This window comes from Verrucomicrobiia bacterium, assembly GCA_019634635.1.
Classification (GTDB): domain Bacteria; phylum Verrucomicrobiota; class Verrucomicrobiia; order Limisphaerales; family UBA9464; genus UBA9464.
The window spans coordinates 1-13,520 of sequence record JAHCBB010000024.1; the positions used below are offsets into that span (position 1 = coordinate 1).

Consider the following 13,520-nt stretch of genomic DNA (forward strand, 5'->3'; position numbering starts at 1 on the left):
CAGGGCGCTTCGCGCGCAGCCCCATCCACCCCCGCACGCGCAAAACCCTCAAGTTCGTATCTCCCGCCCTCGTCCCTCTCCGCCCCTGAGGGAGAGGGCCAGGGTGAGGTGGCCGATTCGTGATTCGTCCTTTGACGACCACCCCTCCCCATCTGCTGCCGACCCCGAATCCGCGGGGATTCTCCAATCCTGACACCGGGTCACCTGATTCCGCCCAGACCGGCACGCGACCCGAGTGCCGTGCCCCCAGTCCAGACGTGACGTCGCAGTGTGTGACACTGTTACACTTGACCGCGGCTCCCATCCAGGCCCAAGGTTTATCGTGCCTCCGAGCATCACCATCAAAGAACTCCACGCCAGCACTGGCGAGCATGTCCGGCGCATCGGGGCGTCACGCTCGCCGGTCTTCGTTACGGATCGCGGCAAACCGGTTGCCGTTCTGGCCAACCCCGCGCTGCTCAAGCCCAAGCGGCGCCGGCGCACATTGCTCCCGGAATACGAAGCCCTGATGGCGCGGCCCCCCGGTGACGACGTGTTGGATGATCTGAACGCCGTCCGCGGCGACCGATGATTTGCTGCGACACTTCATTTGCCGCGAAACTTTACGTTCCCGAGCCGGAATCCGCCGCCGTGCGCCAGCGGCTCGAGACGGAGGATGAAGTGTTCCTGTCCGAACTGGCGCGGCCCGAGTTGATGGGCGTCTTCCATCGCCGGCTGCGGGAGGGAAAATGGACCCGGGCCGATTTCCTCGCCGCCGTTCACCAGTTCTCCCTCGACGACCTTGGCGGGTTCTGGACTTGGTTGCCGCTCGCGGGGCCGATTGTGGCGGCCGCGGCCAACACCTATGTCACTCTGCCGGAGACGGTTTTTCTGCGCGCGGCCGATTGCCTGCACCTCGTCACGGCCCTGCATCACAACTTTGCCCAAATCCACACCTACGACGTTCACCAGACCCGCGCCGCCACTGCGCTTGGCATCCAAGCGGTGATGGTTGGATAGCCCATGCTGCGGCGTCTCCGGCGGAGGGCCGGACGGACAGGCGCGGCGATGTGTGACCGCTATCCACGCGGCGCTGGCCTACGATCAACTTCACCCGCAGGAGATTGAGACTCAACTGGAGGGAGAACATCGGGCGTGTCGCGGTTTGGAGCACCCGCACTCGGCCCCCGATCCGCCGTGAGCACGCTGCGACTTCACCTGATGAAGACGCGGACGCCCATGCCCTGGTAAGGCGGCGCGCCACCGCGACCACCGCAGACTTCCACCCGACAACTCCACCCGACAACTCCACCCGCCGCGGTCCCTGAACTCCCTGAGGCCTCCCCCGCCCACCGCTGGCACCGCCGGCACCGCCGCCTCGCGGTCACGCGTCGGCCCGCTCCGAAAGCGGCGGGGGGCTGCCGCACTCCACCAGTTTGAGGAGGAGCAAGCCATGCCATACGTCACGACCATCGAGCGGATGGGTCTGCAACAGGGCCGACAGGAAGGCCGACAAGAAGGCCGACAGGAGGGCCGTCAGGAGGGCCGTCAGGAGGGCCTTCTACAATTGGTTTTTGATGCCTTGGAGGCCCGCTTCGGCGACGTTTCCTATCCACTGCGGGAACAACTCCTGGCGGTGGCGGACACTGCCGAACTAAAGCGCCTGCATCGCGAAGCCGTCCTGGCCCCGGACCTTGCCACGTTTGAACGGGCGTTGCGCCGGGAATAGGAGGCTGGGGGGCTGGAGACCGGAGGCTGCAGGTCCATGGGCTCCATCCGAGGATTTGGGCGTGAGCCAAAGGCTGACCTCTCGGTCGCGAAGCGTCGTGGAGTGCGGTAGCCCTCTACCGCTTTCCCCCAGGGTTCAACGAACGCGGGAGGAGAAGGATGCGCCCCCGACGTGGAAGGAAGCCGCGGTGGCAAAGCGCCAGGGGGCTGGCGCAGTCCAAGACCTGGCGGCGTGCCGATGGCTTGTGGGGGTCGCGAAGCGCCTTGGAGTACGGCGGTCCTCCGCCGTTTTCGAACAACGCGCCACCGCGACCACCGCAGACTTCCACCCGGCAACTCCACCCGCCGCGGTCGCTGAACTCCCTGCGGCCTTCCCTGCCCACCGCTGGCACCGCTGGACCCGCCGCCTCGCGGTCACGCGTCGGCCCGCTCCGAAAGCGGCGGAGGGCCGCCGCACTCCACGGCGCTCCGCGCGTAGCTCCCTCCTGCCTCCCGCCTGCAGCCTCCCGCCTGCCTTGCCCCTCCTCGACCTGATCGCCGGTGCCCGACCGAATTTCATGAGGATCGCGCCGATCATTCATGCGCTCCACCGTCGTCACGGAGATCCCCGGACCGTGGGAGAAGGCGCACCGCAGATCCCGTTGGCACTCCGCTACCGCCTCGTCCACACCGGGCAGCACTACGACCGTGCCATGTGCGGCGCCTTCTTCGAGCAACTCGGCATTCCGGAGAGCCACGTCAACCTGGAGGCCGGCTCGGGCACCCAGGCGGAGCAGACGGGTGCCATCATGAGGCGCCACGAGGCGTTGATCGCGCGCGAGCTTTCGTACCTCTGCCTGGTGGTCGGGAATGTCACCTCGACCTCGGCCTGCGCGATTGTTGCCCGCAAAGCCGGAATTCCGGTCGCGCACGTTGGAGGGGGCATCCGTTCCGGAGACTGGACCATGCCCGAGGAAATCAACCGCGTCGTCACCGACTCCATCACCCACTGGTTCTTCACCACCAGCGAGACCGCGAACGATAACCACCGCCGGTCCGGCGTCGCCGACGATCGGATGCTCCCCAAAGGCCTGCTGAATGGCTTTTTCCACGCCCTCCAGATGCTTTTGGAGGCCGGCCAATTGGTGAAGGAGCAGGCGCAGTTCCAGCACGCAAATATCGACCAAGTCCTGATCCGAAGTCAGGGGCCGGGCTTGGGCCAGGTGTTGGAGACGTTGCTCGACGCACTGGGGGCTGCGGACGTTGTGCTGGAAGAAGAAGCTTCGCAAGGTGGTGGGCTTGCTGGCCTTGAGGTGTACCAGACTGGGCCAGCGTTGGAGAAAGGCCAGAGCCATGGGGGTGTAGAGGTGCTCGCCGGTGAAGTCCACAGCCTGGGGAAAGTATTTCTGGAGCAAGGCGTGGATTTGGTTGGTGAGCTGAGTGCGCCGATCCACGATGTCGCGGCGCAGGCGGCAGAGCAGGTCGAGGCGCTGGGTGGGGGCACCGGGGCGGTGGCGGAGGTGGAATTTGTGGCGGTGGTGACGGAGCAAATCGAGCAGCAGGAGGGCGTCGGGGCGGTCGTCCTTGGCGCCGGAGGGAGTGAAGGCGGCGCGGAAGCGGGCGGTGGTGGCGGGGTGAACGCAGTGGATGTGGATCCAAGGCCGCTCACCGAGGAGGGTGAAGATGGGACCTTTGGCGCCTTCGAGGGCGATGGCGACGGTGCGGCCTTGGAAGCGTTGTTCCAAGCCGTCCAGCCAAGCATGAACCGATTCGGGGCTGTGAGCCAGATCCACCGTTTCGATGGAGGAGGAGTCCGCGGGTTGGAGTGCCAGGGCGTGAGCGCGGTGGCCCCAATCCCAACCGATGAAGGCGGCGATGGGTTCTTGGAGGAGTGAAGCGGAGTCAGACATGTGAGCAGTACTATGGATTGAACGAGCGGGGCGCAGGTCGTATTGAGAGCCGTGGAGGCGGCACCTGAGCATGCGTATCCGCATCGTGAAGACCGGCCCCGGGCGTGTGCGTTGCCCCATGCTCGTCGAAACGTGTGAGGATCCCATACGTTCCCGGAGCCGATCTTCACCCTGCGAGGAAAGGAGCGATTGCCCAAGTCGGACCCACGCCCCCCTACGAAGTTGTTCACCCGGGCGGGCGGAGCTCTCGCTCCGCTCCGCCCGCCCCGGTGAACAACTTCGGCTCACCAATACGAGACTCCCGGCGAGCCGTGGGTGGGTGGAGTTGCCACGCGTTGGGGTTGTGGTTGCGCGAACGGCTCGTGAGGACCCTCGCCCCACCGATCAACCCTCTTGCGCGGCTACCCTCAGGTGTTGCCCCACCGATTTACCTCCGGTGGGGTGAGACTTCCGGCGAGCCGTGCGGGCAACTTGGTGCCTGACTCGCGGGGAGTGCATACGCGGACGGCGCGGCAGGAGCCTTGCCCGACCGATTTACCTCACCGATTTGCCTCGCCGATTTGCCTCAGCGGGTCTCAAGACGGCATCGGCTTGCGACCCGGGGCGGCGGGGGCAAGGTCACCGGTGGTGACCGACGATTTCACTGACGCGACACTGGTGCTGGTGGGCCATGGCTCAACGCTCAACGCCGACTCCTCCCGCCCCACCCGCGTCCAGGCCGACGCACTGAGGGCGCGCGGCGTCTTCGCACGGGTCGTCACGGGCTACTGGAAGGAGCACCCCACGTTCGCCGGTTGCCTGCGCCAGGTGTTCACCCCCAGAGCGTTCGTCGTTCCGCTGTTCATCAGCGAGGGCTACTTCACCGAGGAGGTGATTCCGCGGGAACTCGGGCTGCGCGCCCCGGACTCAACGGCAACCGCCTGGGACCGCATCCAGGAGCGCGGGGGCGTCCGCATCCATTACTGCGGTCCGGTGGGAACACATGCCAGCATGACCCGGGTGATCCTCGCACGGGCACGCGAGGTGTTGGCGCGACATCCCCTGCCCGGGGGCCAGGTGCCGGAGGCCTCGGATGTGTGCCTCTTCATCGCCGGCCATGGCACGGGCAACAACGAGAACTCCCGGCGCGCGATCGAGGCCCAGGTGGAGCGGATCCGCGCACGCGGCATCTTCGCCCGGGTGGAGGGGGTGTTCATGGAGGAGGAACCCCGGATCGAGGCCTGCCACCGGCTGGCGACCACACCGTACCGCGTGATGGTGCCGTTCTTCATCAGTGACGGACTGCACAGCTTTGAGGACATCCCGATGATGCTCGGGGCGCCGGAGGCGGCGGTGCGCGCCCGGTTGCGCGATGGGTTGCCCACCTGGATCAATCCGACGGCCATCGAGGGAGGATGGGTGTGGTACGCCTCGGGCATCGGACTGGAGCCCCATCTGCCGGACGTGATCCTTGAGCGGGTCCGGGAGTTGGCCGGCGCTTGAGACCGGGGTTTGGAGCAGGGCGGGAGCGATCGGATCCGGAGGGGGCTCGAAATTTTCTTTGGGGGGTTGCGCGGGTCGCGCTTAATGCGGGGGTGCCATTCGGCAAGGTGACACTGGTCGGGGTCGGCCTGCTCGGGGGTTCCCTCGGGCTGGCCCTCAAGGCCCGTGGACTTGCTTCCGAGGTGCATGGGTATGTGCGGCGTCCGGAGGTCGTCCCGGACCTCCGGGCGGCCGGCGTGGTGGATGCCGCCACCGCCCACCTGGGCGCCGCGGTCTCCGGTGCCGGCCTTGTGGTGCTGTGCACGCCGATCGGCCAGATGGCCCCCCTCGCACGACTGCTGGTGCCCCATCTCGAACGGGGCACCGTGGTGACCGACGTGGGGAGCGTGAAGGGCCCGGTGGTCTCGGCGCTGGAACCGATCCTGGAGGCCGCAGGAGCCTGGTTTGTCGGCAGCCACCCGATGGCGGGTTCGGAGCGGACCGGTTACGAGGCGGCGCGCGCCGACCTGTTTGAGGGGGCCGTGTGCGCGATGACCCCGACGGAGCGGACGCATGGGCCCGCCCGGGAGCAGGTGGCGTCGCTGTGGACCTCGGTTGGGGCGGGTCTCCTGACCCTGTCGCCCGAGCAGCATGATGAACTGGTGAGCCGATCGAGCCACCTGCCGCATGTGGTGGCAGCCGGGCTCGCCAACTACGTGCTGAGCCCGTCCCATGCCCGAACCCAGGGATTGCTGTGCGCGAACGGGTTCCGTGACACCACCCGGATCGCCAGCGGCTCGCCCGAACTCTGGCGGGACATCGTCCTGGCCAATCGCGGGCATGTGGGGCGCTCGCTGGGCGTGCTGGTGGCGGATCTGCAGGAATTCCAGCGTGCGCTGGAGGATTGCGATGGTGCTGCAATCGAGGAGTTCTTTGCGAATGCCCGACGTCGCCGGGAGGCGTGGCTGGAGTCCGGCGCTGAAGCGGAAGGCGCATCAAGCGAATCCCATCGTGCCGCTCCCCGATCTCATTGAAATCCTGCCCCCGGAGGATCGCTCGCCGGTCCTGGTGACCATCCCGGGATCGAAGAGCCTCACCAACCGCGCCCTGGTGCTGGCCGCGCTGGCCAGCGGCCCCGTGACCCTCACCGGAGCCCTGTGGAGCGAAGACACCGAGGTCATGGTGGAGGCCCTGCGCCGGCTCGGATTTGAAATCGCGGTGAGTGCTGAGCCCGGGGAGACGGCCAATCGGACGCTCCGGGTCTGCGGCCTTGGCGGGACGATTCCCAACGGGGGGACGCCGGAATCCCCCCTCGAACTGCAGGTGGGCAATGCCGGAACCGCGGCGCGTTTCCTGGCGGCGCTGGTCTGTCTCGGGCGGGGCGTGTACCGCCTCCAGGGCGTACCCCGCATGCAGGAGCGTCCGCAGGCGGCGCTCCTGCAGGCCCTGCGCCGGCTGGGCTACCGGGTGGACGCCCCCGGCGACTGCCTGCCCGCTGTCATTCACGGGGCCGGGCCGCGTCCGGGCCCTGTCGAAATCGCGGTCGGGGACAGCTCGCAGTTTGCGTCCGCGCTGCTGCTGGCCGGGGCGGTGGCCGGTTGGGAGGTGACGGTGACGGGCGCCCATCCCGAGGAACTCCCCTATGTGGACATGACGCGGCGGTTGATCTCGGTCTTTCCCGGGGCCGGCGGCGCGTTCCGGATCGAACCTGACGCGTCGAGCGCGAGCTACTTCTGGGCGGCGGGCGCGTTGCTGGGACGGCGGGTGACCATCCGGTCCTGGCCGGAGAGCGGATGGCAGGTGGATGCGGCCTTCCCGCGTTTTCTCGAACTGCCCGGCGAGGTCTCCCGCGACCGGGATCTCGGCGACAGCATTCTCACCGCGATGATCCTGGCGCCCGGGGCGGGGCATCCGGTGCGGTTCACCGATCTGGGGCGGCTGCGCGTGCAGGAATGCGAACGGGTGATGGCCATGCGCACCGGACTGGAGCGTTGCGGCGCCCGGGTGGTGGAGTCCGGCGACACGCTGACCTTCACTCCGGGGCCGCTGCATGGGGCCGAGATTCCGACGTGGAACGACCACCGCATCGCGATGAGTTTTGCGACCCTGGGCTTGAAGGTGCCCGGGATCCGAATTCAGGATCCGTCCTGCGTGCGCAAGACCTTCCCGAATTTCTTCCAGAAACTGGCCGGACCGGCGCCCTCCGGGTTGGGCGCGGGCCTCCGGGACGTCGTCACCGGCTCGCGGCCCGGGGCCGCCGAATTGCTTCCCCGCTGATGGCTCAGGCCTCCACCCAGGAGGGTGCGGCGCGGACCCTTTCGCTGCCGCGCGTCGTCGCCGTGGACGGCCCGAGCGCCTCGGGCAAGGGCACCCTCTCCCGTCGTCTCGCGACGGACCTGGGCTTCGTCTATGTGGATACCGGGGCGATGTACCGCACGCTCGCGTGGTGGGCGTTGCGCAAGGGGCTGCGGGTGGAGGCGCCCATGTCGCCCGCGGACGACGCCGCCGTGGTGCAGCTGATGCGCCGTTGGAAGGCGGAAACCCGGGTGGTCGCCGGGCAGGCGTGGATCCATGTCGAGGGGTATTTCCCTGAGAAGGAGATCCGGGGCGACGCCGTCGAGCATGCCGTGCCGGTGCTGGCCCAGATCAGCCGGGTGCGCGACTGGATGGTGGCCCGGCAACGGGACTGCGTGGCCTTCGGGCCGCTGGTCATGGAAGGGCGCGACATCGGCACCGTCGTGTTTCCGCTGGCGCCGGTGAAGATCTTCCTGGAAGCCGATGAGTCGGAGCGGCAGCGGCGCATCGAGGGACGCGGGGGCAGCACCAGCGCCGCCCGGCGGGACCACATGGACAGCACGCGCCGGAAGGGGGCGCTGGTGCCCGCCCTGGATGCCCTTCGAATCAACAACACCGGGCAGACTCCGGACGAAACGTATGCCATCATTCGCCGTCATGTGGTCGAGCGACTTGGATTGCAATGAGGCGGCGGTCGGGGGCCGCCCGGGGACTGCGGGGACGGAAGGGCGCCGATGGACGGCCGGGCGGGGATGGATTGCGGTCCTGGCCCTCGGCATCGCGTTCGCCGCCGCGCCACCCGTGGGCGGCAATGAAGCCGGCAAGGTGGCGGTCCTGTTCAACGCCAATGCACCGCGCTCCCGGGACGTGGCGGAGTTCTATGCCCGGCAGCGGGGGGTCCCCGAGGCGCAGGTCATCGGACTGGAGTGCGGATCGGACACCCTGATCAGCCGACAGGCGTTTGACGCCGAAATCGTGGCACCCTTGCGGCGGATTCTGGCGGAACGCGGGCTGGCCCAGTTCGACAGCGGGCAGCCGTCGCGCATGACCGGCACGAAGATCCGGTACCTGGTGACCGTGTACGGCATGCCGTACCGGATCCTTCATGATCCCCAGCTGGTGGAGGAGGGGGCGGCGAGCCTGCCGGACACCCTCAAGAACAACGGAGCCGCGGTGGATGCCGACCTGATGCTGCTGCCCGCGCCGGTCGCCCTCACCCTGGCCGGACCGATCCAGAATCCGCACTACGCCTCCACCAACGCGGCGGCGATCCGTCCGGAGGCCGGATTGTTCCTGGTGTCGCGTTTGGATGGGCCGACGCCGGAGCTGGCGATGGGGCTGGTGACCCAGGCGATGGAAGCCGATCGGGACGGGTTGTGGGGGCGTGCCTACCTGGATCTGCGCGGATTGAAGGACGGTTCGTACAAGCTGGGTGACGAATGGCTGGCCAGCGCGGAGGCCACCTGCCGCCTCCTGGGATTTGAAACGGAGGTGGACCGGAATGAGGCGACCTTCCCGGTCGGTTTCCCGATGTCCGACATCGGCATCTACGCCGGCTGGTACGATGCAAACGTGTCCGGACCCTTCACGCTCCCGACGGTGGATTTTCGGACGGGGGCCATCGCCTATCACATCCATTCCTACTCTGCGTTCGACCCGAGAAGTCCCAGCCAGAACTGGGTGGGTCCGCTGGTGGCCAAGGGGGCCACGGTGACCCTGGGTTGTGTGGACGAGCCCTACCTGCAGATGACACCCAACTTCGGCGCGTTTCTGTCCCGCCTGGCGCTGGGCATGAACTTCGCGGAGGCCGGGCTGGTCGGGCAGCCGGTGCTCTCGTGGCAGACCGTGCTCATCGGGGATCCCCTTTACCGGCCGTTTTCGCCCGATCTGTACGCCCGCTCGCAGGAGCTGGAGCGCACCGGAAGTCCCCTGCTGTCGTGGTCCATCCTGCACCGGGTGAATTTCTTCCTGCAGAACGGCGGCGACGTGGGGCGTGCCCTCGGGGACCTGGAGACGCTTTCGAACGCCGCGACCAATGTGGTGCTGGCCTCCAAGGTGGCCCGGCTGTACGCGGACCGTTCGCGACTCCGGCAGTCCGTCACCTGGGGGCGCCGGGCGCTCGATGCCGGCGGCACTCCTGCCGAACGGGCGCGCCTCTACCTGGAGATCGCAGACTGGCAGCGCATCCTCGACCAATCGGCCGACGCGTATGCGACGTTGCAGGCGTTTGTGAAGGAATTTCCCGGGCATCCCGACCTGCTGGCCGTCCGGAGACAACAACTGGGATATGCGAGGGATCTCGACCGAAAGGACGACATCCCGTTCCTCAAGGCGGAGGTGGACCGACTGACGCCCCCCAAGCCGCCGGGGAACTGAACCCGGCGCAGGCGTCGGGCATCATCGGGCGCGAATGCCCTCGGTGCGGACGACGGCGGACCGGCACCCCGCGGGCCACGTGAACTCCTGAACCCGGCCGCCCGGCCAGCGGACCTCCAATCCGGTCGGTGTCTCCGGCGTGGCGAGGACCACGGTGGCATCGTCCTGGGAGCGGAAACCGGCGCCGGCATGAATCTCACGTGCGGGTCCGCGGCGATCCCCCATTCGGAGCCGCAGCACTGCGCCCACTGCAGTGGGATTTTCGGGTGGACCTTCCACGGTCACCCGCACCCCGGGGACGCCCCGGACGTTTCGGAAAATGCGGGGCGGCCCGGAGTGCTGCCCCACGGCGAGATCCGGTCGCCCATCCCCATCGGCGTCTGCGACGGCGCTCCCGCGTTGTTCGCCGGACATTCGGATGCCTGATTCCAGGGGCCCCAGTGCCCGAAAGCCCCCGCGGCCATCACCGAGCAGGAGCAGTCCAACTCCGGCATCCTGGCGGGACGTCTCGGGATCCACGCCGAAGAAGTTTTGGGCGAGAAAAAGATCCTCATTCCCGTCGCCATCGAAGTCGGCCACCGAGACTCCGAAGGCCGGCGTCCATTGCGCCTCCATGGGGAGCGGATGTCCCTCGAAGCGTCCGCCCCGGTTGAGAAACACCATCGAATCGAAGGTGTCCGCGTGGAGGGTCTGCCCCTGGGCCGCTGACGGTCCGAGGAGTTGTTCAATGTCGAGGCGCCCAAAGTCCCGAAACGTGGGTGCCCGGTCCGCCAGCGCGGGCATCGCCCCGAGGAGGGCCCTCCGCGAGCGCCACGGGCTGCGTCGTCCCGTGAGTGGATCGGTCGAAACCAACAGGGGATGGACCACTCCCGGCTCGCCGAACTCTCCGAAGACCAGTTCCACCGGGGCCGGACGGAACTCCGGGCCGGCAGGCGTCTGGTCGAGGCGCCAGTTGCGTCCCCAGTTGGATGCCACCAGATCCAGGCGGCCATCCCCGTCGAAATCCCCCGTCGTCACGCCGTTCCAGAGACCGCGCCATCGGTCCAGCCCCGACGCGGCGGTGGCGTCCACCCAGGTCCCGCCGTCGTTCCGGAAACACCGGAGGCTGTCCCATTCGCAGGCCAGGATGAGATCCGGGTCGCCGTCGCCATCCACGTCCGTGAATACCGCGCCATTCACGCGGAGGCCGTCGGAAATCACCGCGGGATCGGTCCATTCCCCGTCCTTCCCGCGAAATATCCGGGTGCGGCCCGGCTCCGGATAGCGGCCGGCCCGAACCCGCCCGCCCACCAGAAGATCGAGGTGACCGTCGCGGTCCACATCCGCCAACGCGAGCGGACCGGTGCTCGTGCCCTCGGATGGCGTGGCGGGCGTCGTTGGGGTGGTCGCACCCAGGATGGCGAAGGGGGGCGTATTGGACAGGGCCTGCTCCCACGAGGAGATCCCGGCCACGAGTTGTGGCGTTCCCCGGGGCCGGGGAAGGATCAGCACGCTGGTGAGGTCGTGGCCCGCATCCGGTCCGGGTTTTGCGCGGAATCCGGCGGCGCCTTCGTTGCGGAATTGCATCCACCCACCGCCTCCGGCCCCGGCCACGATCAGGTCGGGCGCGCCATCTCCATCGGCATCCCCCCAGCTGATTCCGGGGCTCTCGTTGCTGAGACGGCGGTGGAGCAACGGTTGGCGGTCGAATTCTCCGGAGGGGCGGACCGCGTCGTTCGTGGCGCCGTGGACGGGAAACTCACCGAACAGCGGGGGCGGGGGGGCTGGTGCCGCGGCGGGTTCGAGGGTGTCCACCTCCTCGATGGTCACCACGTGGTTGGCAGGCACCGCCGGCACCACGCTGCGACGTCCGCTGCGCCAGGTGACCTCGATCTCCAGGGCCGGCGCGTCACCGGCGGCGAACACCCGGAGCGCTTCGTCGCCCGACAGATAGCGTCCGCCGGCGATCATCGCCTGGGTCTGGGTCACGGGGCCTCCAGTGACGCGGATCCGTCCGCCGATGCCCGCGGTGTTGGCTCGGGCGCCGCGAAGGCGGACGGCCAGGCGGGGCGCGGTCGTGTCATTGCGCAGCAGGCGGGCGGGCGCGTGGAGCGTGTTGATGACCACGTCGAGGTCGCCGTCGTTGTCGAGATCGCCAAACGCCATGCCGTGGGCGATCCCGCGCTGATCGAATCCCCAGTCGCGGCTCCGGTCCTCAAACGTCAGGTCGCGCCGGTTTCGGAAGGCCAGCGAGGGCGCCGGACGCCGCGGCATGCCGGACAGGCCTTGGAGCCGGCGCTCCGGGGACCGCCAGCTCCCGGACCGGATGATCCCCTCCTGGACGTCGGCATCCTGCACGTCGTGGTTGTTGCCCGTGGTCATCAGGAGGTCCTCCCAGCCGTCCAAGTCCACGTCGAGGAAGGCCACGGACCAGGTCCAATCCGTGGCGGCCAGCCCTGCCCACTGGGCGATTTCCGCCCACGTGCCGTCGCCCCGTGAGAGCTGCAGTGTGTTCCGGGGCGCCTCCGGACGGAACTCCGGGTGGTCCACGGGCCAGCGAACGACGGAATCGAGGGTGTCCGGACGCTGCCGCGCGCGGTCTTCACGGGAGGGACTGAGCATTTCGCCGACAAAGAAATCGTCGTGGCCGTCGCGATTGATGTCGGCGGCGTCCATGGACATCGAGGACAGGCTGATGGTGCGCAGCGCCGTGCGGCCGGCGGCCTGGAAGCGGCGGCCGCCCTGGTTCAGCCAGAGGCGGTCCGGCCAGTAAACGAAGTCATTGCAGACGTAGAGGTCGGGGAGGTGATCGCCGTTGAGGTCGCGGAACATCACGGCCAGGCCCCAGTCGCGCGGTGGTTCCTGAAGGGCTTCACCCGATTCGTCGAGAAACACCCCGACGTTCCACGGGGCCACGACGAAATGGGTCCCGCCCCGGCTGATGTAGAGTGCGTCCGCCTCGCCGCGCTCCAGCACCGACACGCCGCCCGAAAGCGTGGGCACGCCGGCGAACCGGTCGCGCGGTTCGATCACCGTGCCGCCGTCGGCCAGAACACGGGATTCGATCCTGACACCCATGGGCGGGTCATGGAAGGTATCCGTGCGGTAATGGGCGACGTAGAGGTCCAGATCGCCATCGCCGTCCACATCGGCAAGGGCCATGGAGGTGGCCCCTGAGTCTCGCATCAGGCCTGGGTCCGGAGCCTCGGTGAAGCGGGCGTGTCCGTCGTTGTAGAACGCGCGGGTGCCACCTCCGAGGCTGTTGACCAGCAGATCCAGATCGCCGTCGCCGTCAAGGTCCACCAGCACGCAGCCGGTGGAAAACTGGCGGGGACATGCGACGCCGGCCGCTTCGGTGATGTCCTCGAACCGCCAGTCGCCGAGGTTCCGGTACAGGACGTTGTCGCCCTCCAGAGAGCAGAAATAGACATCCACCCGGCCGTCGCCGTCCACGTCCCCCAGCGCCACGCCCGATCCCAGCTCCAGCAGGCGGTTCTGGGCAACGGTGGCGTCGGACAGGCGGTTGGTGAACTGGACGCCGGTTCGATCCGGTGGCAGCAGGGTGAAGCCGGGGCCCGGGCGTGGTCCCGCGACGGGGAAGACGGGACTGAGGTGAACTCCCGGTCGGGAAGTCCCGTTTGAGGGCGCTTCCGCCCCGACCCGTGGCCAGGCGGCGAGCAGAGCGCAGAGCCATCCGGCGCCCAAGGCGCGGTGCAGCCGCAGCGGCAGGGACAGGGCGCGGGCGGGGACCGGGCGGTGCGCGGTACAGTTCACTGCGGGGGAGTTGTCCGCGACGCTACGGACGGACTCACG

General features: G+C 68.4%; 8 protein-coding genes and 3 pseudogenes. 9 read left to right on the forward strand and 2 right to left on the reverse strand.

Annotated features, from left to right (window positions below):
* The first annotated feature begins 322 nt into the window (after positions 1-322).
* The 4 genes and pseudogenes from KF791_14865 (at position 323) to KF791_14880 (ending at position 2,768) form a co-directional block, all read left to right on the forward strand.
* Positions 323-571: a hypothetical protein gene (locus KF791_14865; protein MBX3733861.1), complete on the forward strand. Its 249-nt coding sequence runs from the start codon at positions 323-325 to the stop codon at positions 569-571.
* Entirely contained in the window at positions 568-999 is a 432-nt protein-coding gene (locus KF791_14870) for a type II toxin-antitoxin system VapC family toxin (GenBank protein ID MBX3733862.1), read from the forward strand. Before KF791_14865 ends, KF791_14870 begins: the two co-directional genes overlap by 4 nt.
* Before the next feature lie 457 nt (positions 1,000-1,456).
* Positions 1,457-1,549, forward strand: a pseudogene (locus KF791_14875) (transposase).
* Positions 1,550-2,264: 715 nt separating this feature from the next.
* A pseudogene (locus KF791_14880) lies at positions 2,265-2,768 on the forward strand (UDP-N-acetylglucosamine 2-epimerase).
* Between the two features lie 312 nt (positions 2,769-3,080).
* Here the strand turns inward: KF791_14880 and KF791_14885 are convergent.
* Positions 3,081-3,743, reverse strand: a pseudogene (locus KF791_14885) (transposase).
* A gap of 480 nt (positions 3,744-4,223) precedes the next feature.
* On the opposite strand from KF791_14885, the gene KF791_14890 reads away from it, so the two are divergent.
* The 5 genes from KF791_14890 to KF791_14910 all read left to right on the forward strand — a co-directional run bounded on the left by KF791_14890 (position 4,224) and on the right by KF791_14910 (position 9,728).
* On the forward strand, positions 4,224-5,078 hold the full coding sequence (locus tag KF791_14890; GenBank protein MBX3733863.1) for a cobalamin biosynthesis protein CbiX: 855 nt from the start codon (positions 4,224-4,226) through the stop codon (positions 5,076-5,078).
* Between the two features lie 92 nt (positions 5,079-5,170).
* The gene (locus KF791_14895) at positions 5,171-6,091 is read left to right on the forward strand and encodes a prephenate dehydrogenase/arogenate dehydrogenase family protein (protein ID MBX3733864.1); all 921 of its coding nucleotides are present in this window, start codon (positions 5,171-5,173) and stop codon (positions 6,089-6,091) included.
* Entirely contained in the window at positions 6,069-7,334 is a 1,266-nt protein-coding gene (locus KF791_14900; protein MBX3733865.1) for a 3-phosphoshikimate 1-carboxyvinyltransferase, read from the forward strand. The genes KF791_14895 and KF791_14900 overlap by 23 nt, the downstream gene beginning before the upstream one ends.
* Positions 7,334-8,038 (forward strand): (d)CMP kinase, encoded by a 705-nt coding sequence (gene cmk, locus KF791_14905; GenBank protein MBX3733866.1) that lies wholly within the window; start codon positions 7,334-7,336, stop codon positions 8,036-8,038. The genes KF791_14900 and cmk overlap by 1 nt, the downstream gene beginning before the upstream one ends.
* Complete coding sequence (locus tag KF791_14910; protein ID MBX3733867.1) at positions 8,010-9,728, forward strand: TIGR03790 family protein; 1,719 nt, start codon at positions 8,010-8,012, stop codon at positions 9,726-9,728. The genes cmk and KF791_14910 overlap by 29 nt, the downstream gene beginning before the upstream one ends.
* 21 nt (positions 9,729-9,749) lie before the next feature.
* Here the strand turns inward: KF791_14910 and KF791_14915 are convergent, their stop codons facing one another.
* Entirely contained in the window at positions 9,750-13,481 is a 3,732-nt protein-coding gene (locus KF791_14915; GenBank protein ID MBX3733868.1) for a VCBS repeat-containing protein, read from the reverse strand.
* Positions 13,482-13,520: the final 39 nt, after the last annotated feature.